Source organism: Algoriphagus taiwanensis, assembly GCF_036245645.1.
GTDB lineage: Bacteria > Bacteroidota > Bacteroidia > Cytophagales > Cyclobacteriaceae > Algoriphagus > Algoriphagus taiwanensis.
Map to the genome: position 1 here is coordinate 82,588 of NZ_BTPE01000002.1, position 25,732 is coordinate 108,319.

The 25,732-nt window shown below is 42.3% G+C and carries 23 protein-coding genes; 16 read left to right on the top strand and 7 right to left on the bottom strand.

All coding sequences use genetic code 11. The annotated features are described in order from the left end of the window. Positions 1–27 precede the first annotated feature (27 nt). From guaA to AAA938_RS02615, 12 genes are all read left to right on the top strand, one after another. Positions 28–1,557, top strand: a complete 1,530-nt coding sequence (guaA, locus tag AAA938_RS02560; RefSeq protein WP_338227053.1) for a glutamine-hydrolyzing GMP synthase — start codon at positions 28–30, stop codon at positions 1,555–1,557. Between the two features lie 132 nt (positions 1,558–1,689). After that, positions 1,690–3,327 carry a hypothetical protein gene (locus AAA938_RS02565; protein WP_338227054.1) on the top strand — a complete coding sequence of 546 codons (1,638 nt, stop codon included), beginning with the start codon at positions 1,690–1,692 and terminating at the stop codon, positions 3,325–3,327. Positions 3,328–3,330: 3 nt separating this feature from the next. Next, positions 3,331–4,623, top strand: coding sequence for a glutamate-1-semialdehyde 2,1-aminomutase (hemL, locus tag AAA938_RS02570; RefSeq protein WP_338227055.1), 1,293 nt, complete (start codon positions 3,331–3,333; stop codon positions 4,621–4,623). A gap of 12 nt (positions 4,624–4,635) precedes the next feature. Further along, positions 4,636–4,989: a Spx/MgsR family RNA polymerase-binding regulatory protein gene (locus AAA938_RS02575; RefSeq protein ID WP_338227056.1), complete on the top strand. Its 354-nt coding sequence runs from the start codon at positions 4,636–4,638 to the stop codon at positions 4,987–4,989. Between the two features lie 433 nt (positions 4,990–5,422). After that, positions 5,423–6,271 carry a hypothetical protein gene (locus AAA938_RS02580; protein ID WP_338227057.1) on the top strand — a complete coding sequence of 283 codons (849 nt, stop codon included), beginning with the start codon at positions 5,423–5,425 and terminating at the stop codon, positions 6,269–6,271. A gap of 48 nt (positions 6,272–6,319) precedes the next feature. After that, positions 6,320–7,318: a hypothetical protein gene (locus tag AAA938_RS02585; RefSeq protein WP_338227058.1), complete on the top strand. Its 999-nt coding sequence runs from the start codon at positions 6,320–6,322 to the stop codon at positions 7,316–7,318. 108 nt (positions 7,319–7,426) lie between these two features. Continuing rightward, positions 7,427–7,993 (top strand): hypothetical protein, encoded by a 567-nt coding sequence (locus AAA938_RS02590; protein ID WP_338227059.1) that lies wholly within the window; start codon positions 7,427–7,429, stop codon positions 7,991–7,993. 255 nt (positions 7,994–8,248) lie between these two features. Further along, positions 8,249–8,584 carry a CsgE family curli-type amyloid fiber assembly protein gene (locus tag AAA938_RS02595; protein WP_338227060.1) on the top strand — a complete coding sequence of 112 codons (336 nt, stop codon included), beginning with the start codon at positions 8,249–8,251 and terminating at the stop codon, positions 8,582–8,584. 10 nt (positions 8,585–8,594) lie between these two features. Further along, positions 8,595–9,023 carry a curli production assembly/transport component CsgF gene (locus tag AAA938_RS02600; protein WP_338227061.1) on the top strand — a complete coding sequence of 143 codons (429 nt, stop codon included), beginning with the start codon at positions 8,595–8,597 and terminating at the stop codon, positions 9,021–9,023. 150 nt (positions 9,024–9,173) lie between these two features. After that, entirely contained in the window at positions 9,174–10,442 is a 1,269-nt protein-coding gene (locus tag AAA938_RS02605) for a CsgG/HfaB family protein (RefSeq protein ID WP_338227062.1), read from the top strand. After that, positions 10,435–11,079 (top strand): carboxypeptidase-like regulatory domain-containing protein, encoded by a 645-nt coding sequence (locus AAA938_RS02610; RefSeq protein WP_338227064.1) that lies wholly within the window; start codon positions 10,435–10,437, stop codon positions 11,077–11,079. Before AAA938_RS02605 ends, AAA938_RS02610 begins: the two co-directional genes overlap by 8 nt. A gap of 6 nt (positions 11,080–11,085) precedes the next feature. After that, positions 11,086–12,027, top strand: coding sequence for a response regulator transcription factor (locus AAA938_RS02615; protein ID WP_338227065.1), 942 nt, complete (start codon positions 11,086–11,088; stop codon positions 12,025–12,027). 74 nt (positions 12,028–12,101) lie between these two features. Here AAA938_RS02615 and AAA938_RS02620 read toward each other — a convergent pair whose 3' ends face one another. From AAA938_RS02620 to AAA938_RS02635, 4 genes are all read right to left on the bottom strand, one after another. Next, positions 12,102–13,484, bottom strand: a complete 1,383-nt coding sequence (locus AAA938_RS02620) for a c-type cytochrome domain-containing protein (RefSeq protein ID WP_338227066.1) — start codon at positions 13,482–13,484, stop codon at positions 12,102–12,104. A gap of 1 nt (position 13,485) precedes the next feature. Next, positions 13,486–14,994 (bottom strand): DUF1501 domain-containing protein, encoded by a 1,509-nt coding sequence (locus tag AAA938_RS02625; RefSeq protein WP_338227067.1) that lies wholly within the window; start codon positions 14,992–14,994, stop codon positions 13,486–13,488. Between the two features lies 1 nt (position 14,995). After that, positions 14,996–17,719, bottom strand: coding sequence for a PSD1 and planctomycete cytochrome C domain-containing protein (locus tag AAA938_RS02630; RefSeq protein WP_338227068.1), 2,724 nt, complete (start codon positions 17,717–17,719; stop codon positions 14,996–14,998). 100 nt (positions 17,720–17,819) lie between these two features. After that, positions 17,820–18,773, bottom strand: coding sequence for an NAD-dependent epimerase/dehydratase family protein (locus tag AAA938_RS02635; protein WP_338227069.1), 954 nt, complete (start codon positions 18,771–18,773; stop codon positions 17,820–17,822). A gap of 167 nt (positions 18,774–18,940) precedes the next feature. Here AAA938_RS02635 and kbl point away from each other — a divergent pair, with 167 nt between their 5' ends. After that, complete coding sequence (kbl, locus tag AAA938_RS02640; RefSeq protein WP_338227070.1) at positions 18,941–20,137, top strand: glycine C-acetyltransferase; 1,197 nt, start codon at positions 18,941–18,943, stop codon at positions 20,135–20,137. A gap of 45 nt (positions 20,138–20,182) precedes the next feature. Here kbl and cdaA read toward each other — a convergent pair whose 3' ends face one another. Both cdaA and folP read right to left on the bottom strand, forming a co-directional pair. After that, on the bottom strand, positions 20,183–21,058 hold the full coding sequence (gene cdaA / locus AAA938_RS02645) for a diadenylate cyclase CdaA (RefSeq protein ID WP_338227071.1): 876 nt from the start codon (positions 21,056–21,058) through the stop codon (positions 20,183–20,185). Next, on the bottom strand, positions 21,055–21,831 hold the full coding sequence (gene folP, locus AAA938_RS02650) for a dihydropteroate synthase (protein WP_338227072.1): 777 nt from the start codon (positions 21,829–21,831) through the stop codon (positions 21,055–21,057). Before folP ends, cdaA begins: the two co-directional genes overlap by 4 nt. Before the next feature lie 119 nt (positions 21,832–21,950). Here folP and AAA938_RS02655 point away from each other — a divergent pair, with 119 nt between their 5' ends. From AAA938_RS02655 to AAA938_RS02665, 3 genes are read left to right on the top strand one after another with little or no spacing between them, the layout of a single operon-like run. Next, entirely contained in the window at positions 21,951–22,508 is a 558-nt protein-coding gene (locus AAA938_RS02655; RefSeq protein ID WP_338227073.1) for a DUF1599 domain-containing protein, read from the top strand. A 56-nt stretch (positions 22,509–22,564) separates the two neighbouring features. Next, positions 22,565–23,662 carry a BT_3928 family protein gene (locus tag AAA938_RS02660; protein ID WP_338227074.1) on the top strand — a complete coding sequence of 366 codons (1,098 nt, stop codon included), beginning with the start codon at positions 22,565–22,567 and terminating at the stop codon, positions 23,660–23,662. After that, positions 23,659–24,189 carry a shikimate kinase gene (locus tag AAA938_RS02665; protein ID WP_338227075.1) on the top strand — a complete coding sequence of 177 codons (531 nt, stop codon included), beginning with the start codon at positions 23,659–23,661 and terminating at the stop codon, positions 24,187–24,189. Before AAA938_RS02660 ends, AAA938_RS02665 begins: the two co-directional genes overlap by 4 nt. On the opposite strand, the gene AAA938_RS02670 is transcribed toward AAA938_RS02665, so the two are convergent. Then, entirely contained in the window at positions 24,179–25,693 is a 1,515-nt protein-coding gene (locus tag AAA938_RS02670; RefSeq protein WP_338227077.1) for an OmpP1/FadL family transporter, read from the bottom strand. The genes AAA938_RS02665 and AAA938_RS02670 overlap by 11 nt on opposite strands. Positions 25,694–25,732 lie beyond the last annotated feature (39 nt).

Genomic DNA, 25,732 nt, shown 5'->3' on the forward strand with positions numbered 1-25,732 from the left:
AGCGGCTTGCCCTGCTTACCTTTGCGCATGGCAGAACAAATCCTGATCCTAGACTTTGGATCTCAATACACCCAGCTGATTGCAAGAAGAGTCCGAGAACTCAACGTTTATTGCGAAATCCACCCCTACAATAAAGTCCCCGAAATCACCCCTGACATCAAGGGGATCATCCTTTCCGGTTCTCCCTGCTCTGTAAGAGACGAAGGCGCTCCCGATGTCAATACGGATGCTTTCCGCGGTAAACTTCCTGTATTGGGTGTTTGCTACGGAGCGCAGCTTTTGGCCAGCAAATATGGAGGGGAAGTTCTACCGTCCACGATTCGTGAATACGGACGTGCTAACCTTGATCACATCGATCTTCACCACGACCTCTTGAAAGAAATGACTCATGGCTCCCAAGTGTGGATGTCGCATGGCGATACGATCAAGGAGCTTCCTGCCGGATTTGAGGTCATTGCCAGCACTTCATCAGTAAGAGTGGCTGCTTTCAAGGTAGAAGGCGAAAAAACCTATGGTATTCAGTTCCACCCGGAAGTAACCCATTCCCTCGAGGGTAAGAACCTGCTTAGAAACTTTGTGGTAGGTATTTGCGGCTGTGCTCAGGATTGGACTTCCGATACGTTTATTGATGCTACTGTTGCCGAACTCAAGACAAAAATCGGTTCGGATAAAGTCGTAATGGGTCTATCCGGAGGAGTGGATTCCTCTGTGGCTGCCACTTTGATTCATCGGGCTATAGGTGATCAGTTGACTTGCGTGTTTGTGGATAATGGTTTGCTTCGCAAAAATGAATTTGAAGAAGTGCTGGATTCCTATAAGCACATGGGTCTAAATGTGATCGGCGTGGATGCTAAGCAAAGATTCTATGATGCTTTGGCAGGTCTGACTGATCCGGAAGCCAAAAGAAAGGCGATCGGAAGAGTATTTATTGAGGTTTTCGACGACGAAGCACACAAAATCGACGGAGTGAAATGGCTGGGTCAAGGAACTATTTATCCTGACGTGATCGAGTCGGTTTCTGTCAAAGGACCATCTGCTACGATCAAATCTCACCACAATGTGGGCGGACTGCCTGATTTTATGAAATTATCCGTGGTCGAGCCATTAAATACACTTTTCAAAGACGAGGTACGTGAAGTGGGTCGGGCTTTGGAGATCCCTGAGACCATTATCGGCCGTCATCCTTTCCCGGGACCGGGATTGGCGATTCGAATCTTGGGTGATATCACTGAGGAAAAAGTAAAAACCCTTCAGGAGGTAGATCATATTTTCATCCAAGGCCTGAAAAACCATGGTCTTTACGATCAGGTATGGCAGGCGGGAGCGATTTTACTTCCGATTCAGTCTGTAGGTGTGATGGGTGATGAAAGAACCTATGAGCGCGTAGTAGCACTTCGGGCGGTAGGTTCTGTGGACGGGATGACCGCGGACTGGATTCATTTGCCCTATGACTTTTTGGGCAAAATGTCCAACGAGATCATCAATCGGGTGAAAGGTGTCAATCGTGTGGTGTACGATATCTCTTCCAAGCCACCGGCAACCATCGAGTGGGAATAAATAAAAAAAGTTAAAACCCGAGGGCTATTCCCCGGGTTTTTCCTTTCCAAGGCATTTAGGTCCGGTCTTTGGGATTGGAAGAAATGCCTTAAATTTGAATTTCCTGAAAATTCATCCTTTAGTTCAGATCAAATGCAGAGATACCTTTCCTTTCTACTTTTATTTTTTGTGATTCAAATCGGTTTTTCTCAAGGGCTTCCTGAGAATTACCAAAAAGCCAAGACCGCCTTTTCCAACGGAGATTATTGGTCTTCGATCAATGGGTTTAAGGAATTTTTGGAGGTAGAGAAATACGGAAATTTGGCTAATTACGCCGCTTTTCACAGTGCAGAGGCCTATCTTAAGGTAAATCAACCGGCTCAGGCTATAGAAGTTCTCAGGCCTGTTTACTCCAGAAACTGGAGTAAGTCCGATGAGTTGAAATATCTTTTGGCTTTAGGGTATTTTCAAAATGGACAGACTTTGGATGGCTTACGTATGGTACAGCAGATCAAAAGTCCGGAGGTCATGGCCAAGGCTCAGAATGCTGTTTTTGAATTTCTGGTTCAGGCTTCTCCGACATTTTTGGTCACCAATCTTCAGGAGTTCAAATCCAATTCGGGATATACCTCTGCAATGGCTTTTGTACTTCAGCAAAAGGAGATTATGACAGCAGGAGAGCGAGAGGCTCTAAAGGTGATTGGAGAAAGCAACCTGAAAGTGGCTTCTAAGCAAGATGAAGTGCTGGACATTGTGGTCATTTTGCCATTTACTTCAGGAAATACGATGATTTCCAATATCTCCTCTACAGATTTCATTTTTGAATTGTACCAGGGAATCCTTTCCGGCGTGAATCAACTGAAGTCGGAAGGAGTACAGGTGCAATTGCAGACTTTTGACTCCAAGCGGGATTTGAAGTATATCGGAAATCTGCTGAAAGATCCGGCGATTGAAAACGCCGATGTAATCATCGGTCCAATTTACCCGGATGAGACCGACTTGGTGAGTCAGTATGCTGAAGCAGAAAAAATTCCCTTTATCCATCCTCTATCCAACCTTGGAGATCGGTTTGAGCAAATGAAGTATAGCTATTTATTCCGACCTTCCGTCAAGGCCCTTTCTGAAGGGATAACATCTGCTATGAAAAAGGAAAATTGGGGTAAAAGAGTAGCCATTGGCCATAGCTCCGCCTCTCGAGATCAGGCATTAGCTTCTTTGCTCAAGGAAAGGCTTTCGGCAGAGGGGTATGATCTAGTCAAATATCAGGAAGTAGACAGAAGAAATGTAGTTGAGTTTTTCAATGATTTGGGGATTCAAGGCCGTGGAGATTCTGTACTCCGGGCGGATCAGGTAATTTTGCTGGGAGATGATCCGGCTATAGCTCAGCCTGTATTTGCGCTTTTCGAGTCAGTGACTATTTCCGTTCCTACATTGGTCATGGACTCTTGGTTGTCCTTCAATTTCGCCAATTTTGAAATGATCGAGTTTCCGAATTTCTACTTCATCTCCAACAATTCTCCAAACTTTGGAAGTGAAGCTATGAATACGTTTCGGGATCGTTTTTATGAAAGAAATTTGATTTTCCCCAGCCTTAATGCCATTCTGGGAAGGGAGCTGATCTATTGGATCCATACCAATCAAGGGAAGGGGAAAGACTTAAGGAATAGCCTGGATTCCCAAAGTTTTCAACCCGGCAAACTTACCTTTGGATTTAACTTCCAAAACAACAATTCCAATCAATTTTCCCCAATCCTGAAATTGGAAAACGGGGAGCTTATTCCATTAAACTAAACCATGCAGATTTCTGAAAGCAAGCGGCTTTTTGCCTATGCCCAAAACTTCATACCCGGAGGGGTAAATTCACCTGTTCGTGCATTCAGAGCAGTGGGAGGTGATCCGATTTTTATCAAAAAGGCCGATGGTGCCTTTATATATGACGAGGACGACAATGCCTATATCGAATTGATTAACAGCTGGGGGCCGATGATCCTGGGCCATAATCATCCCATGATTCGGGAAGCTGTAATCAAAGCCATGGAAAATGGAACCTCCTTTGGTGCGCCTACTTCCCGGGAGGTGGAAATTGCGGAATTGATTGTGAAAATGGTGCCTTCGGTAGAGAAAGTCCGAATGGTGAACTCCGGAACAGAAGCCACCATGTCCGCCATCCGTGTAGCACGAGGCTACACAGGTCGGGATAAATTCATCAAAATGGAAGGACACTACCATGGGCATGGAGACTCCTTCCTGATTTCCGCGGGTTCGGGAGCGATTACTATGGGAAATCCCGATTCTCCGGGAGTGACTGCTGGTACGGCCAAAGACACCTTGCTGGCCCCATACAATGATTTGCAAGCCATCGAGACTCTGGTAGCAGCCAATAAAGGGGAGATTGCAGCCTTGATTCTTGAACCAGTTCCCGGAAATATGGGACTTACTTTGCCTTTACCAGGTTATTTGGAGGGGCTGAGAGAAATCTGTACCCGTGAAGGAATTGTTTTGATTTTCGACGAGGTAATGACTGGTTTTCGCCTCGCAAAAGGCGGAGCTCAGGAGTTGTTTGGGGTCACTCCGGATATGACTACGCTGGGAAAAATCATCGGTGGAGGAATGCCGGTAGGTGCCTATGGAGGAAAAAAAGAAATCATGGAATTCGTATCCCCTGCAGGACCAGTTTATCAGGCTGGTACTTTATCAGGAAATCCTATTGCTATGGCAGCTGGATTGGCAATGCTAAGGCATTTGGATACTCATCCTGAGGTCTATGCTTCCCTAAACCAAATCGGGAAGCGTATAGCAGAGGGCATTATGAAAATCAATCTTGAGCTTAATCTGAATTACACAGTGAATCATATCGGGAGTATGTATTCTCTGTTTTTCACGGATTCCCCAGTAGTGGACTTTGAGTCAGCTAAAAAGTCGGACACTGCACTCTTTGGCAGGTACTTTCAGGCTATGCTTAAGAGGGGAGTTTATCTGGCGCCAAGTCAATTTGAAAGCTTGTTCCTTTCCACAGCTCTGACCGATGAATTGATTGAGAAGATTCTCTCAGCCCATAAAGAAAGTTTGATTGAAGTTTTAGGATAAAAATTGATTGAAATGTCTGTAAAAGTATACGGAATCAAGAATTGCAATACCATGAAGAAGGCTTTCGATTTCTTGGATGAAAAAGGAGTGCCTTATGAGTTTATCGATTACAAAAAACAAAAGCCAACCATCGAGCTTTTAGAGGGATTTTTAAAAGAAACAGACCTAGCCTCTTTGGTCAATAAACAGGGGACCACTTATCGTAAGATGAGCGATGAACAGAAAAAGGCTTTAGAATCAGAAAAAACCGCCTTGCCCATATTGGTGGAAAATTCCAGCATGATCAAGAGGCCGGTAATTTTGTCTGATAATAAGGTAGTCATGGTTGGATGGAATCCCGAAAAATGGGAAAACTTGCTTAAATAAGAGAATTCTATATTTGTCGGTTTAAGTTTGAATTGCTCTGGGAACAGAGCAATTTTTTTTTGAAAAAGGGAAAAGCATACTTTATGCTGGTTTGACTAATTGAAAACAGAATTTTTTACCAAGGAGTAAGTAATACCCTCTTAGATGCAATTCATTTGCTTTTTCAAGCAGTTTTAAATTTTATGGATGAGTAAAAATACCCATATAATTATTTTAAAAATGGCTGAAATTACGCATTGTTTTACCTAGGTTCATCGCTTAGATTTGTTTCGAAATGCAAAAATAAATATTCGAAAAGCGAATAGATGTATGTTTTTATTTCAATTTACAGATTAGGCAGCATTTTTCTTTCTGCATAATCTGTAGATTAACTATTTGAATAAAAAGAACCAAATTTTAACTATTTATTTAATCAATTAAACTTCAAAAAACCATGAAAAAATCAATTTTATTCTTCGGTGCTTTTGCTTTTGCAGCATCCGTATCGCTTGCTCAAACTCAAACTGGGCAAAACAATTCTTCAACTACCGATCAAACCGGTAATAACAACACAGCTACTGTTGATCAGTTAGGTAATGACAATGTTTCTACCCTCCTGCAGGACGGAAAAAGAAATATGGGTAAGGTAGAGCAAGGAGGATTTGGCGGAGGTGGAACTCAGTCAAACAATGCTGAAGCTTTTATGAGCCAAATTGGAAATGATAATGAAGCATTAATTCAGCAGAGACAAGGTTTTCCAAGTGGTACCGCAGCTAGTTTTCATGAGATCATCCAAGATGGAAAAGAGAATAATGCTATACTAAGAACTTTCAATGGAGGTAATCAAGGTTATGTATTGCAAGTAGGTAATAGAAATGATGCCAACGGAAGTCAGTCTCAGTCTGGTCATATTCTTTTCATTGACCAAATCGGAAATGATAACGTGGCTGTAGTAGATCAGTTGGGAGCAAAAAATAATTTTGCGGAAATTGGTCAAACTGGGAATGATAATGATGCCAAAACTATGCAAAGAGGAGACACTAATTTTGCTTATATTTTTCAAACTGGCAATGATAATGTTGCTACTGAAATTAAGCAGGATGGAGACTTTAATTTAATTTCTGTGTTTCAGGATGGTAATATGAATAACTCCACAATCAATCAACTTGGTAATCTAAACATTGGGGAGGTAAGTATTCTTGGAAATAGCAACATCACTACCTTAACTCAAACTGGAAATGGTAATTACTCTTTGCAGTTAGTGACAGGAAACGGTAACATGTCTACAGTTGTTCAGAACTAATATCCTCTAAAATTTAATCAGCCGGATTATTCCGGCTGATTTTTTATTATGAAAAGACTTCTTCTTCTTCTTTCAGGCATTGTCTTGGCCTCTTATTCCATGGGTCAGGAAAATTCCGCAATTTCCACGCAAACTGGAAACTCCAATTCTTCTACCCAGACTCAAACGGGTTTTCAAAATCAATCGGAGGCCACAAGCATAGGTGACGAGAATACGATAATTCTTGTCCAGCGGGGAGAGTATAATGAGTCCTATCAAGAGCAAACCGGAGATAAAAACCGGGCTGTGGTAAGACAGGTGGGGTCTGAGTTTTTGCAGACCTTTACTTCAGGCAACCTTGCAGAACAATTTCAAAATGGGAACAACAATAGGGCAACTATTACCCAGTTGGAATTCGGAAATAACTATGCCTATCAGGAACAGAATGGCAATCGAAATCGAGCCAGAATTCTACAGGCAGGAGGGACTGGAGTTTCTAATCCAGACGATGACTTTTCGGCTAATTCTGTATTTTCTTCTTCCTTCAGTTATAGCAATGAAGCCTTCCAAATTCAAAAAGGAAACAGAAATGAAGCGCGTTCTGCACAGTTTGGATTCGATAATTTCGTAGCCATAGACCAAAGTGGTAACAGGAACAAGGTGGGTACTTTCCAGCTTGGTGTGGAAAATGAAGCGGAGGTAATCCAAATTGGCAACAGAAACTATTCGGGCGACCGTGCCCTAGTCAATCCTGGAATCTTTCAGGAAGGTGCTGAAAATTATGCCTTTCTTCTTCAGGAAGGAAATGAAAACAGCCACTTCACCACTCAAATTGGACAAAATAACGAATCTTATCAAGACGTATCCGGTGACCTAAATGAGGGGGTAACTGATCAATATGGTCGAAGAAATTATGCTGAAATGGAGCAACTTGGAACAGATAATTTTGCTTCGATTGTACAGGATGGGAGAAGAAATTTCTCTGAAATTTCCCAGACAGGAAACCTGAACAATGCTCAGTCGTTTCAGTTAGGAAATAGAAACTCTTCGGTTATTATCCAGAGATAATTATAACTTTAGCTGCATATGAGACCCAATTGTTTAATTTTTGCTTTTATTTCCTTTTTTCTTCTTTCTTGGCAATTACACGGTCAAGAATTACAGAGTGAAAGAGAATTGAGATTGATAACCAATCAGATTATTTCAACCTCCGGCGTAGTCTCAGGCAATGAAGCCTTGGTAAGACAGATAGGAGACAGGAACGACTCACGAGCAATCCAAGAAGGGCAAAATTCCCTCTCGATAATTCAGGAAGGGAATGTTAACTTCGGATATGTAGATCAGATAGGTTCTCAAAATCAGGCAAATCTTAGACAATTGGGTTCTTTTAACGAGGCGAGTCTTTGGGCAATAGGACAAAATATTTCCATTAACTCCACTCAAGAGGGTAACGGAAATGTGATTAATGCATTTTTAGAAAATAACGGTTCAGCAGGCAGGACTGCTGATTTGGTTCAGTTAGGCAATGGAAATAGAATAGATATTGCGTTGCTGGGCAATGGATTTATTTTTTCAGGAGTTCCGACTGCAGAAGTGAGGCAAGTCGGTAACCAACATACGTTAGAGGCAATTATTGATCCTTTTACAGGACCAATTTCAGTAACCCAAAATCCGGGCGCCAATGGGGCAGGTATGAGTTTGAATATTTCAACCTCTCTATTCAATTTCCAAATGAGAAGATGATAATTTGTAATTTTTTGAGATTATAATTATCTAGAAGTTGATTTTAAGAGTATGTTGAGTTATAAGTTCGGATTAACATTACAATTTTTACTGATTTTTTGCCTGATTTGGAACTTCTCCTTAGGGCAATCTCAGACTATTTCTGCGCCAGTTCAAACTGACACTACCAAGGTTTCAAAGGGGAATACCTCCGATTTTTTAAAAAGCTTAGTTCAGGAAGTTAAAAATCAAGAAGTTCAAAAAAAATCATCTGACGTGGTTTTGGAGATTGACGGCTTATTGATCGATGATACCAAAACAAAAGGCGGTAGGGATTTTTATGACCTTTTCTTTCGGGACTGGATAGCACCTCCCGACGCAAAAAATTATTCAATTTTTATTGTTGAAAGACCATTTAGATTAAATCAGACGACTATTGAAATTTCAATAAATGAAATTTTGGTCTTTCAGGCATTTCTCCAACCGAGAACAGACTACATTGAAGAATTAGCTCTCCAATCCATAGGGATTACCCAGCAATACCTTGTTCAGTATGAACAGTTGGTTCGTGAATTGGACGGAGAGGAACGAAAAGGATCAGGAATATTTTAATAAAAGGAATATGAAAAAATTGATTGCACTTTCTGCGTTTTGTTTTCTGTTGATGGGAACAGCTGAGGTTTTCGGTCAACGGTTTGTGTACACTCCTAGAAATCCAGCTTTTGGAGGAAATACCTTTAATTATCAATGGATGTTAAGTTCTGCACAGGCTCAAGACACATTTGAAGATCCGAGGAGTGCTGGAAGAGATCAGTTTGGTCTAGGCAGGGATCCTCTAGGCGATTTTTCAGAAAGTCTTAACCGTCAAATTCTAAGCAGACTTTCCAGAGAGATAATTGAAAGACAGTTTGGAGAGGAGTCCTTGGAATCCGGCACTTACAATTTAGGGGATTATCAAATCGACATCAGAAATTCCGGTTCAGGGCTAGTGGTGACCATAGTCGATAATGTGACAGGAGCAACCTCCACAATTGAAGTTCCATTCTTTTAATTCTCTTTAATGACGGTTTATAAGTTCCTATTTCAGAAAACACCTCATTTTTCCATCCTTCTACTTCTGGTGTTCCTCGGGGTGGGATGTTCGCCATACTATTACCAACCTTTTCAGGAAAGAAAGGCACAACTGGGACCAGAAACTCCAATGAAGAGTGAGTTGCTGGAACTACCTCCGCCTCAAGATCCGATTTATGTGGCAGTATATAAGTTTAGAGATCAAACAGGTCAGTATAAAGAATCCAATGTAGGGGCTAGCTGGTCTACTGCTGTCACCCAAGGTGCTACGAATATTTTGATCAGAGCGCTGGAGGAGTCTGGCTGGTTTGTTCCTATTGAGCGAGAAAATATCAGCAACCTGCTAAATGAACGAAAAATCATTCGGTCAAGCAGAGAACAATATGAGGGAACTACAGATATTTTATTGCCTCCATTACTATTTGCCGGAGTTCTGCTTGAGGGTGGTATTATTTCCTATGAAACAAACATCTACACTGGAGGTGCCGGTGTTAGGTATTTTGGGGCTGACGCTTCAGCCAGATACAGGGAAGATAGGGTGAGTATCTATCTCAGGGCTGTATCTACTAACAATGGTAAAATCCTGAAAACCATTTACACTACAAAATCAATTTTGTCACAGGAAGTTTCTGCAGGATTCTTCAGGTATGTGAAATTTAAGCGCCTTTTAGAAGCAGAAACTGGGTATACTTATAGTGAGCCCACTGAAATGGCTATCACAGAGGCAGTTGAAAAAGCGGTCTACAGTATGATTATTGAAGGTGTTGAAGATCAATTGTGGAATTTCAGGGATACTACCGAAGTCACTCAGAAAGTGATTGCAGATTACAATGAGGAGAAGAAGCAAAATATTCAAACTGATTATATCGGCAGAATGTACGATTCTAATCTTCGCTCCAATTTTTTTGTCGGAGGTCTAGGGACTCTTCAAACCTACGAGGGGGATTATTCTAGCAGCCCGTTTACTCCCGGATTTCGTGGAGAGTTCGGCTTTGGTTTTACGAAATCATTATTCCTCAAAGGAGCTATTGGGTTTCAGCAAATTGAGGTGACTGACATATTCAGATCTGCTGATGCATATTCAGATGTGGGCTTGACTTACCTAGCAAACTCTGATGGTAAGATATCTCCTTATTTAGGAGTATCCGGTGGTTCCTTTTTTGATTTGCAGGGAGAGGGTGTAGGCCTTTCAGGAAGAAGTTGGCTCCCGTATGTTCGCTACAATGGAGGTGTGGAATTTATGGTTTCAAATAAAACGGCTCTTGTCGTGGACGGATTCTTGAATCAAATGCTTTATGACTCTTTTGATGAAGTCTCTTCCGGTACATTCAATGATTTAGTGTGGGGATTTGGAGTGGGTTTAAAATTTTACTTAGGCAATCAATCAAGCAATGAATAAATTTAATTTAGTTCTGGTCATTTTTCTTTCCTTAATATCTTTTTCCTGCGAGGAAGAAAAATTCGACGTTGAAAAATTCGGCTCGATTTCAGGTATTGTTGTAGATGGCAATGATTACACTGCTTTGTCGGGTGTTCAAATTACCACCACTCCTCCGAGTACAGCTATTTTGACTGATGAAAATGGCTCATTTCAATTGGAAAAAGTTCAGGAAGGGGATGTAATCATTACTGCAAGAAAAGAAGATTATTTGACCGGTACAGTCAGTATTGCAGTTTTTGAAAACGAGAATACCAACTTGACCTTTTTTCTAAGTAAGGATGAAAATGATGTGGGAAGTGTCGTTCTCTTTGATCCTGTTCCGGGTAATGGTGCCGTAAATCAAGGTTTGGACTTGACGCTAGGATGGAATGTAGATCAAAGTCAACCTGATGTGCTCCTAACCTACACCGTATTCTTATTTGAGTCCAATAGCACCGATCAAGAGATTGTGGGCCAAAACCTGACTACTACTGAAGTAATTGTTGCCGACCTAAAACCCAATACTACCTATTATTGGTATGTACTGGCAAAATTTGAAAATAGAAATGTAGCAAATAGTCCAACTTGGACATTCAGAACTGGAAGTGGAAGTTGATAGATTATGTTTAAGTATTTATTTTTTAGACCAAATAGTGAAGTTGACAAGACTCTGATTGGACTTATCCGATCCGAAGGTTTCGAATGTGTCATTTCGGAGGATTTGACGGATGCCTTTGATAAAATTGATTCAGGTGAAATCGAGTTTATTATTTTAAAATCAGAACTTGGAAAGAAGCAGGTTTTCGATTTATACCTCTCATTGAAATCGAAAATAGGTGGCGGTCGAACAATTTTTTTTCTAGTTGTTCCGAGGGAAACCAAAAAAGAAGAGGTCATTCTTTATTTGGAAATGGGCTTTGAAAATTTGTTTTTTCTGCCCTATAATCCTGAAAGCGTCAAGTCTAAAATTCAAAAATTAAAAATCAGTAAATCCTCATTTGATTTATTTAGATCCCACGATTTTGTATCCTGGTTGCAATTGTCAAATAAGCCAATGGCTCTTGTAAAAAATGATTCAGTCTATTTCGCCAACGAATCCTTTTTAGAAATCACCTTGTTTTCGAAAAATTTTGAAAGTAAAACATTCGGTAAGCTTTTCCCTTTGCCAAATAATGAAAAGGAAGAAATAGATCGATTTAGATTTTTTAGCCAATTATCCTATTCCATTACAATTAAGAATGTTTTCTTTTCCCCAAATAGGGTATTTGACTTGAAATTGTTTAGGGGGAAATTTTCCCCGAGCAACTCTTATTTAGTCGAGATTTTGGGCCAAAAGCTCAATGATGAGACTATGGAAATAAAAAATCGTTCTAATCATCTGTTTTCTGTTTTATCCCAAAGAGAAAGGGAAGTATTGTTTCTTTCGGAAAAAGGACTTCAAATGAAAGAAATAGCAGTAAAATTATCTTTATCAGTTCGTACCATTGAAAGGCATAGATCCAGTATTTTGAAGAAGACCAGCTCAAGCAATATTTTGGAAGCATTGGCAAAAACCAAGAATTGAACAAATGCTTAGAGTGATCCCAGCCTTTTAAAGGATTCCTTTGACAAAAATCATCCTTTCAAAAAGTGATTATCCTAATACACAATGGTATCACTTGGAATTTTAGGCAGTTGGAAGCCTCCTGTTTCCAGTGAAAACGGGTATTTTTTGGTAATTGCCCCTTGGCTTAAAGGAGTGTCAAAAGCAAAGACTTTTTCCAATTTGGGGATTTGCAAAAGCTTGTCCAGTTGCTCGAATTGAATGCTGGTTCCATTCAAATAAAGCCATTTCAAATTGCTATTGGCAGATAGGATTTCCAGGTTTTTTCCATCTATTTCCATTTGATTAAACTTGAGAATGGTCAGATTTGGGAATTGGGCCAAGGAGGGAAGGATTTCCTCAGTTCCTTGGGTTCCGCTAAGGTCCAGGTAGGCAATATTTTCACGGATGCCCATCAAGCTCTTCAAATCAGCATCTGTAAATTCAGGGAAATTGATGCAGGAAACCTTTAGAAAAGCGGATCCAAAAAAAACTGGCTCAACATAAAATCCTTTTGCCTTGGCAAAAGAAATGGAGTCCTCAGAGGCTAAAGATGGCTGTATTTCTGGATAAAAAGGAATTTCCTCCCTGAGAAAGAAGGGATCCAATATTTTTAGTTCTGGTTGAGCCTGTCCCAAGGTCAAAGTAGGGGAAGCTCCCTTTTCAAGCCATAAGCGTATGAGTTCGATTTCTTCCTTTTTGGGTTGTCTTTTCTCCTTTGGGGGCATGTGATCTTCGTCCTCCAGAGGCAATACCAGTCTGGAATACAGGCCACTTTCTTTCCAATTGACCAAATGGAAAATAGCTCCATTTTCCCCGCCTTTTTGCACCCCTTCCCAAGAACTCAAATCGAGTTCACCTTTGGAATTTCTTGGATTGTGACAGCTTTTGCAGTTCGAATTAAGAATGGGTTGGATAACCTGCTCAAAGTAGGCCAAATTTTCCCAACCTTGTTCGGGTAAAACCAAGCCTTGATTTTCTGAGATTTCTCTCCCCAAAAATGATTGGATTTCTGGTGGCAGTACTTCAGTAAGGTACTCTTCCCCATGGGTAATATTTCCTCCCAAATGACCGGTAAGCAGAAGAAGGATCGATAGACCGGCTGCTTGATATTTGATGGCTGGAATTATTGATTCTTTTCCTTTCAAATAGAAAAAAATCCAAAAGGAAAATGCAGTCGTCGCCAGCCCAAAGTAAAAATGGAATTGGACAGTTTCCCAACCAAATCCCTCATGCTGGTATTGAAGAAAACCGGATGCGGAAGAAAGCGCTGCTGAAATTCCTCCCAGTAAAAAAGCCAGTCGAATAAAGGGGACTTGATTTTTAAAGTCTTTGAGCGGAAAAAAGACCAGAATAATTCCAAAGATGAGGAAGCCGATCGGTAAATGAACCAGCAGGGGATGAAGTCGGCCTAAAAGCGGTAAAATGAAACTCAGCATATCAGGCGATTACAGATCGGATCAATTCTCCATGCACATCCGTGAGTCGGAATGGTCTTCCCTGGAATTCATAGGTGAATTTTTCATGGTCAAATCCCATCAAATGTAAAATGGTGGCGTGGAGATCATGAACGGAGGTTCTTTCCTCCAAACCGGAAAATCCAAAATCGTCGGTGATTCCGTAGCTCATGCCTTTTTTCACTCCTCCTCCAGCAATCCACATAGTAAAGGCATCCACATGATGATCCCTACCCTTGAATCCCTGCACTTTTCCTTCCCGGTTTTCCTGCATCGGAGTTCTTCCAAATTCTCCACCCCAGACTACCAAAGTCTCTTCCAAAAGGCCTCTTTGCTTCAGGTCAATGAGTAAGGCCGTCATCGGTCGATCAATTTCCCGGCATTTATTTCTCAAACCCATGTCAATCGACCCATCATGATCGGTACCATGCGTATCCCAACCCCAATCGTAAAGTTGAACGACTCTTACCCCTTTTTCCACCAGCTTTCTGGCCAAAAGGCAGTTATTGGCGAAAGATTCCTCCCCGGGTTTAGTGCCATAGAGTTGATGGATATGCTCGGGTTCGTCATTGATATTCATGACCTCAGGAACCTCAATTTGCATGCGATAGGCCATTTCGTATTGGTTGATCCGAGCGAGGATCTCTGGGTCTCCAAAATTTTCGAAATCTTCCTGATTAGCTTGATTGATGGCTGAAATGACCTGTTTTTTCAAATTCCTGGACATTCCTTTCGGATCTTCGAGGTACAAAACGGGATCGCCTTTGGAGCGGCACTGTACGCCTTGGTAGACAGAGGGCAAAAATCCTGAACCCCAAACGCTTTTTCCTGCATCCGGTGTTTTCCCGCCCGAGGTCAATACCACAAAACCCGGGAGATTTTGATTTTCAGTTCCTAACCCATAAGTCACCCAGCTACCCAAACTTGGCCTACCCAATCTAGGAGAACCAGTTTGCATAAATAATTGGGCAGGGCCATGATTAAACTGGTCTGTATGCATGGCTTTGAGAAAAGCCACCTCATCTACGACCTTGGAAAAATGGGGGAGAAAATCAGAAACCCACGCACCGGATTCTCCATGTTGGGAGAATTGGGCTTGAGGTCCCAGCATCTTCGGGACTCCACGGATGAAGGCAAATTTCCGCCCTTCCAATAAACTTTCCGGACAGTCTTGATCGTGGAGTTTGGCCAACTCAGGCTTGAAATCAAACAATTCCAGTTGGGAAGGAGCGCCTGCCATGTGGAGGTAAATGATGGATTTGGCCTTCGCCAAAAATGGAGCGGGAATCGGGGCCAATGGGTTTAGATCCCGCTCGCTTAACTGAAGTCCTTTTGGAACCGAATTACTTTTCCCCAAATCACAGCCGAAAAGCAAAGGAGCTAAGGCGAGTCCACCCACCTTGCTGACACAGTCCAGGAGGAAATGTCTTCGGGTCTGATTTTGGAGTTTCCGGGTTTGCAGTTCTCCGAGAAGTTTTTCCAGATGGGACATGTCAGGGTTTGGTTAGGTATTCGTCCAAATTCATCAGGGCATTGGCTACCACTGTCAAGGCTGCCAACTCTGAACTTGCTCCGGGATAAAATGCTTCCTTTTCCTCTAAGGACTGGTCGAAAGTATTTTTTGAGGAAATGTATAGCTCCCTCATTGTCTGTTTTTTGCCAGAAGAAATTGGCTGAAACACCAGAGTCTCATACAACTTTTCAATGGCTTTTTCAGGATTTTGCTGGCTGACTTCCCAAGCTTTTTCACTCAGATTTTTTGCCGCTTCTAAAAACACAGGATCGTTCAAGGTGGCTAGGGCCTGCAAAGGGGTATTTGTCACCAGTCTTTTTCCGAGGCAAACTTCCCGGCTTCCTGCATCGAAAGTGATGAAAGAAGGGTAGGGGCTCGTTCGTTTGAGGAAGGTGTAGATTCCCCGACGATAGCGATCTTCTCCTTCACTTTCTACCCAAGATTCTCCATTGTAAACCGTTTGCCAGATGCCTTCAGGCTGAGGGGGCATGACAGGTTTGCCATACATTTTTCGGTTTAGAAGACCACTGGAAGCCAAGGCTTGATCCCGGATCTGCTCCGCGGAAAGACGAAATCGGGGACCTCGGGCATACCATTGATTTTGCGGGTCTGCTTGGAATAGGGAAGGGGATATGTCTGATGATTGCCGATAGGTAGATGAAGTGACGATCTCCCGAATCAGGCTTTTCATACTCCATTGGTAATCATGGATGGTTTTCCAAGCCAGGTAATCGAGAAGCTCGGGGTGGGATGGGGAGTCCGACTGGGTTCCCATGTCCTCAAGGGTAGCCACCAATCCCCTTCCAAAAATCTGGTCCCAGACCCGATTGACTAGCGTACGAGCAGTCAAAGGATTGTCACTTGAAGTTAGCCAATAGGCAAAACCCAATCGATTTTTGGGCCAGGAGGAATCCCAATTACCCCATGCTTTCGGAGCTTCTGGGTTTACCTGTTCGCCGGAAATCATCCAGTTTCCTCTTTCAAAGACATGGGTTTTTCTCACCATGTAAGATGGGTTTTCAATGAGGATGGGAAGTCGTGTTCCCCGGAAGGCTAGAAGTTCGGTCCAGGTCTTTTGTATTTCAGCATAACCGGGTTTTCCTTTTCCTTTTAGGGAAGGAACAAAGGCAAACCAGACAATAGCCGAGGTATTTTGCTGAGGTTTTGCGCTGGGATTTTGGGCTTCGAAATATAGATTGACAGGACTATCCACCACTTTAAATGTAATTTCTTGGATGGTTTCCATGCTTGGTTTTTTCAGTACAAAACTTGCCAGGATTTCTCCTTCTGGGCCATCCTTTCGGATGACCATCTTTGTTCCGTCAATCGCAGACCGAAAGTCCAGCAGCATCTGGTCTGAACCCTGAGTGTTGATGTTTTTGTAGACCGCAGAGCCTCCCGGCCAAATCCCCAGCCACTTGGTATCGATTAACTCTGCTTTATTGAAATCTGTGGCCAAGTGAGCGGCATACTTTGGTTCATAGAATTTCAGGAAATCCGATCTGGATTGGGCGGCTTCTTTTCCTTCTTCTTGCTCTACCCATTTCAGGATGGAATTGATTTTAGTTTGTTCGGCTTCCTCGTAAAATCTCAGTCTTGGCTCCTCGTCATGGGTGTCTTCGTCCCGGGTATTATTGAAAAAGGCATAGGATTGGTAGTATTCCTCCTGTCTAATCGGATCATAGGGATGACTGTGACACTGTACGCAGGCCATGGTTGAACTTTGCCAAACTTCATAAGTAGTGTTGACTCGGTCCAAAACTGCCGCTACTCGAAATTCTTCATCCTCCGTTCCGCCCTCGTCATTGTTCATTGTATTTCGGTGAAAAGCCGTAGCGCTCAGCTGATCCTGGCTAGGGTTGGGTAAAAGATCCCCTGCCAGCTGTTCGATGGTAAATTCATCGAAAGGTTTGTCATCATTGAAGGCTCGAATCACCCAGTCCCGATAGGGCCAAAAAGTCCTGCTGACATCCCGCTCGTAGCCTTTAGTATCTGCATAGCGAGCGAGGTCCAGCCACCAGGTTGCCCATTTTTCTCCATAGGCTTCTGAGGAAAGCAGCTGATCGACAGCTTGCTCATAGTTGATTTTGCCGGAGGAAAAGTCCTTCACTAATGCATCCGAAGGAGGCAAACCTGTGATATCCAAGGCCACTCGTCGAAGCAGTCGCATGGAGTTTTCTTGAGGAGAAGGAGTCAGGCCCTGAGTTTCAAGTTTTTCTCGGACAAAAAAGTCGATTGGAGCGAGTGTATTGGATTCATTCCCTCCCAGACTTGCTGCGGTGGGATTGGCTGGAAGCTTGGGTTCCTGTACCGGCTCATAGGCCCAATGTTTTCCCCATTTGGCTCCTTGATCGATCCATTCCTTGAGTAGTTCGATTTCTTCTTCGCTAAGTTGGGCACGCTGGTAAGGCATGCGGAGCTCAGGATCGGAATGGGTCAAACGCTTAATCAACTCGCTCCCATTGGCATCTCCGGGAATTATTGCCGGATGTCCGGATTCGGTAGGAGCAAAGGCATCCTCTTCAAACAGGACACTAAAACCGCCATTTTTCTTGACTCCACCGTGACAGGAAATACAGTGTTTGTTGAGAATGGGTTTGATCTCGGTGCTAAAATCAACTTTTTCCTCACCTGTCCAGAAAAAATATACCAGGGCTAGGCCAACTGCCAAAGTGAGGAATATTGCCCATTTTTCTCGATTCATATTTTTCTAAAAAAGAAAAATAAGCAAATCCTCAAGGAAGCGAAAGTCTTTCGAGATGAATAGGCAAAAGAAAAGCCTGAGAATTCAGGCTTTTTGGGAATTATTTGGCTGGGAAATAGTCGGGAAGATTCTTCAAAATATCCTCCGTCATTGCATCCAGGTCATAGTCCGGTTTCCATCCCCAATCCTCTCTCGCACGACTGTCGTCGATGCTGTCTGGCCAAGAGTCTGCGATGGCCTGACGGAAGTCGGGATTGTACTCAATCTGGAAGTCAGGTACGTGCTTTTTGATGCTTTCAAAAATTTCTTTCGGAGAAAAACTCATTCCGGATAGGTTGTAGCTCGATCGAATTTTCACAGATTCACGAGGAGCATTCATCAAATCCAACGTGGCTTTGATAGCATCCGGCATGTACATCATCGGAAGGTAGCTATCCTCCCGAAGGAAACATTCGAATTTTTCCCCGGCTAAGGCCTTGTGATAAATATCCACCGCGTAGTCGGTCGTTCCGCCTCCTGGAAGGGATTTGTAGCCGATCAATCCAGGATATCTCAAGCTGCGGATATCCACCCCATATTTTTCAAAATAGTATTCACACCATCTTTCTCCAGCCTGTTTGCTGATCCCATAGACAGTATTGGGTTCCTTGACGCAATATTGCGGAGTATTGACTTTTGGTGTATTCGGCCCAAATACAGCGATAGAGGAGGGCCAATAAATTTTATCCAACTTAAGGTCTTTGGCTAGTTCAAGAACAGAAAGAAGACTGTCCATATTCAGATGCCAAGCAAAGTGCGGGTTCTTTTCCCCCGTAGCAGAAAGCACCGCGGCCAAGTGGTAAATCTGCGTGACTTTTTCTTCCTTGACCAAATCTCTAACTCCTTCTTTGTTCAGCACATCAAGTACCTCGAAGCGGCAATAGTCAAATTCGGATTTTGCAGAATCTCTTAAATCAGTTGCGATCACTTGATCACCTCCAAATTGATCAGCTAGTGAGCGGGTGAGTTCCGAACCAAGCTGCCCTGCAGCTCCGATAACCAAGATTTTTTCCATAGAAAGGTCATTCGAAAAACCCTAAAAGTGGCCTTGAGGGTTTTTGTTTATATTTGGGTTTGCTAGCGCAAAAGTAGCAAAAAACCCTTCCCAGAATTGAAAAAATCAAGGCTTACCAAGGGATTTTTGACCAACGGAAACCAAATACATACTATAACTTCCAACTTATGTACGACCAGTTTAAACCCAAATTAGAGCAAGAGTTACAATCCATTCAAGATGCGGGACTTTTTAAAAGAGAGCGAATAATCACTTCGCCTCAATCGGCGGAGATCACCATCTCAGGGGGTCAAAAAGTCTTGAACTTTTGTGCCAACAATTATTTGGGACTTTCTTCTCATCCAAAGGTAATCGAAGCAGCTAAAGCTGCGATTGACTCTCATGGTTTTGGAATGTCTTCCGTCCGTTTCATTTGTGGTACTCAGGATATTCACAAGGAGTTGGAAAAGAAGATTTCCGAATTCCTAGGCACGGAAGATACCATTCTTTATGCAGCCGCATTTGATGCCAATGGAGGAGTATTTGAACCACTTTTGGGTCCTGAAGACGCGATTATTTCAGATGCGCTCAACCACGCTTCCATTATCGATGGAGTGAGACTGTGCAAAGCCATGCGTTATCGCTATGAGCATAACAATATGGCTGATTTGGAAAAACAGCTTCAAGACGCTGTGGCTGCAGGTGCAAAGCAAAAAATCATCGTAACCGACGGAGTGTTCTCTATGGATGGTACGATCGCTCAGCTGGACAAAATCGTGGAATTGGCTGAGAAGTATGAAGCTTTGGTCATGTCTGACGAGTGTCATTCTACCGGGTTTATGGGTAAGACGGGCCGTGGAGTTCATGAGCACTGTGGTGTCATGGGCAAAATCGACATCATCACCGGCACCTTGGGAAAAGCCCTTGGTGGAGCTTCCGGAGGATTTACTTCAGGAAGAAAAGAAATCATTGAGTTGCTACGTCAGCGTTCTAGACCCTATTTGTTTTCCAACACCTTGGCGCCTTCTATTACGGGAGCTTCTATTGCGGTTTTGGATTTATTGTCAGAGACCACGGAGCTTCGGGATAAGCTGGAGTCCAATACTGCATACTTCAGAGAAAAGATGAATGCCGCCGGATTTGATATCAAGCTTGGAACACACCCGATTGTGCCGGTAATGCTTTACGATGCAGTGCTTTCGCAGAAAATGGCGGAGAAGCTTCTGGAAAAAGGGATTTACGTGATCGGTTTTTACTACCCAGTAGTTCCAAAAGGCCAGGCTCGAATCCGAGTTCAGATTTCTGCCGGCCATGAAAGACATCATCTCGATCAGGCAATAGCAGCATTTATTGAGGTGGGAAAAGAGCTAGGAGTGATCAAGTAAGTCAAGTAACAGATACACAAAAGGCCGGGATTAATTCCGGCCTTTTTATGATTTGCTGGTCATGGCCAGCTTTTTCTTTTTGCTGAGATCATACTCAGATAGACTTTCAAATCGGTCGTCCAAGTCTTCATTATTGAGATAATCATTGAGGATTTCCCTGACTTCCTGGAAGGAAAGATTGTGAAGAACTTTTCCATTTTTCATCATAGACACCTGTCCCGTTTCTTCAGAAATGACCAAAATCAGCGCATCAGTAGCTTCTGACATCCCGATTCCTGCCCGGTGTCTTAGTCCGAATTGCGCGGGTACTTCTCGTTCAGTTACCGGGAGAATACAACGGGCGGCTTTGATGCGGCCATTGTGAATGATCACCGCACCATCATGGAGGGGACTGTATTTGTTGAAAATGGAAATCAGCAGTCTTTTGGAGAGTTCTGCATCCAGAATATCCCCTGACTCAGCGTAGAATTTAAGCTCTGAACTGCTGGAGATGACCATGAGAGCACCTGTATTGCTCCCTGCTAAGGTTTTGGAAGCATCAATGATAGGTGAAATATTGAAGGCTGAGTTTTCCTTTTTTCTCCAAAAGAAAAGAATATCCTTCCAGATGTTGTCATTGGACAAGAAAGAGGAGCGCCCTACAAGAAGTAGAAATTTTCGGATTTCAGGTGCAAAAATGATGATCGCTGCAATGACACCGACCCCCATAAACTGCCCTAAAATGGAGGAAAGGAGTTCCATTCTCACCGCTCTTACAAGCAGGTAAATGAGGTAAATCGAAAGGAAGCCCAGGAAAATTTTGATAGCAACACTTCCTTTAAGCAACTTATAGATTTGATACAAAAGTGCCGCAACCAACGCAATATCGATCATATTGACGATGGAGATATCTAAAAATCCAATTTTAAAAAGAATACTCAAGGGTATAGTTTTTCGTATAGTTTAATTGTTTCCTTTGCTTCTTTAACGTCATGTACTCTCAGGATGTTCACTCCCTGTTGCAAGGCAACCATATGAAGTGCTGTAGTGCCGTTTAAAGCCTCCGAGGCAGTCACTCCAAGGGTCTTATAAATCATTGATTTTCTTGAAATTCCTGCCAATACCGGTAAACCCAAAGAACGGAACAGGTGCAAATTTTTCAGCAATTGAAAACCCTGTTCTGCGGTTTTGGCAAAACCAAATCCAGGATCTAAGATTACATCTTTGATGCCAAGTTTTTTAAAAAGATCTACTTTTTCAGCAAAATAGTACAAAATTTCGGGAATAAGATCGGAATAGTCCGACAAACCCTTCATGGTTTGGGGAGTGCCTCGCATATGCATGGCAATATAGGGAAGGCCGGAATCGGCAACGACCCGGAGAATTTCGGGATCAATATTTCCTCCGGAGACATCATTGATCAAATCAGCACCAGCTTCAATTCCCTTTTTTGCCACTTGACTTTTAAAAGTATCCAAGGAAATCAGCATTTCTGGGTAGGCATCTTTGATCCATCCAATAGCAGGAACTACTCGGTCAATTTCTTCATTTACAGAAATATCTACTGCTCCCGGCCTGGTACTATAGCCTCCCAAGTCTAAAATATCCGCACCTTCCTTCACCATTTTATTAGCTTTGGTCAGAACTTGTTCTTTGCTGATTTTTACTCTGCTTCCTTCGAAAAAGGAATCCGGCGTAAGGTTCAAGATGCCCATTACTTTGGGCTTTTTTAAAGACAAAAGCCGTCCCTTGATTTGTAATGTATATTTTTGGAGAAATAATTTATCTTCGGTCAAATAAGGAGGATTTCCCTGTAGCATTAAATAAAAAGATTTTGGAGACTAAAACCAGCAACGAATATAGCCAAGTAATCCATCGATGTAAAGAACTCTTCAGGAAGAAAACCCTGGATTATGGCACAGCCTGGAGGATTTTAAGACTAGCTTCTATTACCGATCAGATCTTTATTAAGGCACAAAGAATCCGGTCCATTCAGGAGAAAGGTACGCAAATGGTCAATGATCCCTTGGAGGATGAGTTTGTCGGGATTATCAATTATTGCCTGATAGCTTTGATGCAGATTTCCCTGCAAAAGGAGGAAAGACTGGAGATTCCTTATGCTGAACTTGAACCGGTTTATGATCATTGGGTGAAAGCCACAAAGGGGCTTTTGGAAAATAAAAATCACGATTATGGAGAAGCGTGGAGGGATATGCGGGTAAGTTCCATGACGGACATTATCCTCATGAAACTCTATCGGGTAAAGCAAATAGAAGACAATGAAGGTAAAACTGTCGTATCCGAAGGCATAGAAGCCAACTATCAGGACATGATCAATTATGCTGTCTTTTGCCTAATCAAGCTGGGATATCACCAACCTACTTCTGCTTGAAAAGCAGGCTTGATCACCTTTTAAATTAATTTTAATCATTTGAAGAACTAGACGGAATGAACAAACAAGGCATACTTTGGCTCCTGAGACTATTGGTCGGTGGGCTTTTTATCTTCTCAGGATTGATCAAGGTCAACGATCCTGTTGGCACTGCAATCAAGCTAGAGGAGTATTTTGATGTCTTTTCGAATGATATTGCTTCATTTTTCTACTTATTCAAGCCCTATGCACTTGCTATCGCCGTAATCCTAGTGGTTTCAGAGGTAGTTCTTGGTGTGATGTTGATTTTAGGAGTTAAGCTCAAGCAGACCGTTTATGCAATCGGAGCCATGATTCTGTTTTTTACTTTTCTCACTTTCTTTTCCGCCTATTTCAATAAAGTGACGGACTGTGGATGCTTCGGAGATGCCATCAAACTTACCCCTTGGGAGTCCTTTTACAAGGATGTAGTCTTGTTGATTATGATTTCCTTTTTGTTCTTTTTCAGAGATGATCTTCCAGAAGAATCTCCCAAATGGGCAAAAATCAGCTCTACGGTGGTATTGATTGGGTCGATTGGTTTAGCCATATATGCCATCCAAAATCTTCCTTTCATTGATTTCAGAGCTTACAAGTCTGGAGTAAATATTCAACAAAACATGCAGCCCTCTGCACCTTTGCAGTATACCTATGTGATGAAAAAGGGTGGAGAAACCGTCGAGTTTGATCAGTATCCCAGTGAAGAAGGTTACGAGTTTGTGGAAATGGTTTTGAAAAATCCCGAGGCTTTACCCAAGATTTCTGATTTCGCAGCATGGAATGAGGAAGGTGACCAAACAGAGTTTCTATTTGCAGGTAATAAGGTGGTGATTCTGAGCAGTAATCTAGCTAAGATGGATGATGCCAACCTCGAAAAAATGGATAACCTGGTCAAGTCATTGCAAGGTGCTCCGGTCGATGTAGTCTTTATGGCTGCAGCTACCCAGGAGGAGATTGACCGGGTGATTAATGAACAGAATTGGAGTGTAATTGGTCTTCAGGCTGATGCCACGGTAGTGAAAACTATCATGAGAGCAAATCCTGGGATCATGATTCTAAAAGACGGTGTGGTCATGAATAAATACCACCATAATAATACCCCGGAGCCAACTGAAGTTCTCGATTACTTTTTATGAGCAAAGGTTTGAAAGTTGTGCTAATAGGGCTGCCAGGAGCTGGCAAAACTACCTTTGGTAAGCAACTGGCCAAAGAGCTCAATTTTCCTTATTTTGACTCAGACGGACTGATCGAACAAAAACATCAGATGAAAATCCCTATGATTTTTTCCGTTTATGGGGAAGGGAAGTTTCGCGAGTGGGAATCAGAGGCGCTGGAGGATATTTTGAAAACGGATCAGTCCTTTGTCCTGTCTACAGGTGGAGGCGCACCCTGTTTCAATGACAATATGGATTTAATTAATTCCAAAGGAATATCCGTTTACTTGGATGTGCCTTTGGATGTGATTTCGCAAAGGCTCTATTCAAGTAAAATTCAAAACAGGCCAATGTTTGAAGGCTTGGATAGTGGGGAAATAACTTTAAAGCTAAAGAGCCTCCTTGCGCAGCGGGAATATTTTTACAATCAGGCAAAAATAAAACTCAGCGGAGAAGACTTTTCCGCTGAGTATCTCATGTATGAATTGATCAATCAACTTAAAAGTTGAATCCAACGGTCAGAATCCCTGATGTGATTGAGTTTTTGATTTCTGTCAAAGGACCAAAATTGAATCCGTCCTCGTCCAATACTTGATAGCTACGATACAATTGGTCGTATTGCTGGTTGAAAATTGTCAAGTCCAAAGTAAAAGAACCTGTTCGGATACCTACCCCTCCACTGATAATCTGAGTACTCTGATCAAAACCAGGAGAATTAGAATAAGGGTCACCTAAGTAGGAATATCCACCTCGGATTCGGAACATATCCAACCAAATTTCCCCTCCAACCCGATAATTTACGGTACTGCTATAAATATCTCTGATTACTTCATTATCAGGTCCCTCGTCAAAATCTCTTGAGTTTATTCTTGCAGTGCTGTAATCCACCCAATCCACATCGGCTGAAATGAACCCTTTTTTACCAAAGAAAAACGTCGCACCACCACCTATTTTCAAAGGGGTATTTAGTCCATAATTACTGATTACCAAATCAGAAAAGGCGTCCTGTTGGCCCAAAGTAATGTCTTCTGGTTCGTAATAGTAATTATTGTAATCTGTGAAAACCGCAGCTTCATACTCTTCATTCAAACCATACCAAGTTGGCGTCTGGAAAACAAAGCCAAGGTTGAGGTTGTCCATCGGCTTATAAATCACCCCAAGATTCACGTTTACTCCAGCTCCATTAATAAATAAGTTTTCCTGCAGAGAGGATGTGGCCAAGGGTTCATCGACAAATTCTTCGTTATAAACTTTGAAGGAAGAAAAGTTTAAAGTCCTTATCCCCAGACTACCTCCCAAGAAAAGTTTGTGATTGAAGTTTGCTCCGTAGCCGAATGTCATTTGATTGGCACTTCCTTCTCTACGGATATTTTCATCCTGAAACGGTAGCCCTAAGACAAAGGAGTCATAGACGTTGGGATTGGGAATTGGATTTCCTTCTTCATCAAATGCAATTGGGTTGATTTGATAGGTTTGGTAGGCCAATCCAGTTAAGCCAAAATTTTCTATTTGGCTTTCCGGAATTCCAAACGAATCCTGGAGATAAAAGTCAATAATTGAACTTTGACCCGGAACGTCAGAGAAATAACCAAACTCTGTGTTGAAGTTTGCTATCCTTTGGAAACTCATCGCCCAAGCTCCTCCTTTAAATGCCTTGCTTTCCATTAAACCCTTAGGTTTTGCTCCCACATAGCTGATATTAGGCAAAGAAAAGTTTGAGGTATTATATTCTCTGGATTGGTCAAGATATTGGGTTTGTACCCCCCAATCTGAATAGCCTAGACTCAAGCTTATTTCAGATGTGCGGAAAAATCCAAGTCCTGCAGGATTACCTGCAATATTCGAGACATCCCCGCCAAGGGACCATTGGGTACCACCGACCCCCATAATCCTTGCGGAGCCTGAAGGTACTACTCTGCTGAATCTAAATGCGTCTTCAAAATATCCACTTTGAGCATTTGCAATAGAAGCACTTAAAATCAAAAGCATAAAGATGCTAACTGAAATTCTCATTGGCATTACCATTTGATCTATTCAAATAAACGGGCTTAC

Coding starts and splice junctions, on each gene's coding strand:
- guaA (WP_338227053.1), top strand. CDS start 28: ATGGCAGAACAAATCCTGATCCTAGACTTTGGATCTCAATACACCCAG.
- AAA938_RS02565 (WP_338227054.1), top strand. CDS start 1,690: ATGCAGAGATACCTTTCCTTTCTACTTTTATTTTTTGTGATTCAAATC.
- hemL (WP_338227055.1), top strand. CDS start 3,331: ATGCAGATTTCTGAAAGCAAGCGGCTTTTTGCCTATGCCCAAAACTTC.
- AAA938_RS02575 (WP_338227056.1), top strand. CDS start 4,636: ATGTCTGTAAAAGTATACGGAATCAAGAATTGCAATACCATGAAGAAG.
- AAA938_RS02580 (WP_338227057.1), top strand. CDS start 5,423: ATGAAAAAATCAATTTTATTCTTCGGTGCTTTTGCTTTTGCAGCATCC.
- AAA938_RS02585 (WP_338227058.1), top strand. CDS start 6,320: ATGAAAAGACTTCTTCTTCTTCTTTCAGGCATTGTCTTGGCCTCTTAT.
- AAA938_RS02600 (WP_338227061.1), top strand. CDS start 8,595: ATGAAAAAATTGATTGCACTTTCTGCGTTTTGTTTTCTGTTGATGGGA.
- AAA938_RS02605 (WP_338227062.1), top strand. CDS start 9,174: ATGAAGAGTGAGTTGCTGGAACTACCTCCGCCTCAAGATCCGATTTAT.
- AAA938_RS02610 (WP_338227064.1), top strand. CDS start 10,435: ATGAATAAATTTAATTTAGTTCTGGTCATTTTTCTTTCCTTAATATCT.
- AAA938_RS02615 (WP_338227065.1), top strand. CDS start 11,086: ATGTTTAAGTATTTATTTTTTAGACCAAATAGTGAAGTTGACAAGACT.
- AAA938_RS02620 (WP_338227066.1), bottom strand. CDS start 13,484: ATGCTGAGTTTCATTTTACCGCTTTTAGGCCGACTTCATCCCCTGCTG.
- AAA938_RS02625 (WP_338227067.1), bottom strand. CDS start 14,994: ATGTCCCATCTGGAAAAACTTCTCGGAGAACTGCAAACCCGGAAACTC.
- AAA938_RS02630 (WP_338227068.1), bottom strand. CDS start 17,719: ATGAATCGAGAAAAATGGGCAATATTCCTCACTTTGGCAGTTGGCCTA.
- AAA938_RS02635 (WP_338227069.1), bottom strand. CDS start 18,773: ATGGAAAAAATCTTGGTTATCGGAGCTGCAGGGCAGCTTGGTTCGGAA.
- kbl (WP_338227070.1), top strand. CDS start 18,941: ATGTACGACCAGTTTAAACCCAAATTAGAGCAAGAGTTACAATCCATT.
- folP (WP_338227072.1), bottom strand. CDS start 21,831: ATGGGCATCTTGAACCTTACGCCGGATTCCTTTTTCGAAGGAAGCAGA.
- AAA938_RS02660 (WP_338227074.1), top strand. CDS start 22,565: ATGAACAAACAAGGCATACTTTGGCTCCTGAGACTATTGGTCGGTGGG.
- AAA938_RS02665 (WP_338227075.1), top strand. CDS start 23,659: ATGAGCAAAGGTTTGAAAGTTGTGCTAATAGGGCTGCCAGGAGCTGGC.
- AAA938_RS02670 (WP_338227077.1), bottom strand. CDS start 25,693: ATGAGAATTTCAGTTAGCATCTTTATGCTTTTGATTTTAAGTGCTTCT.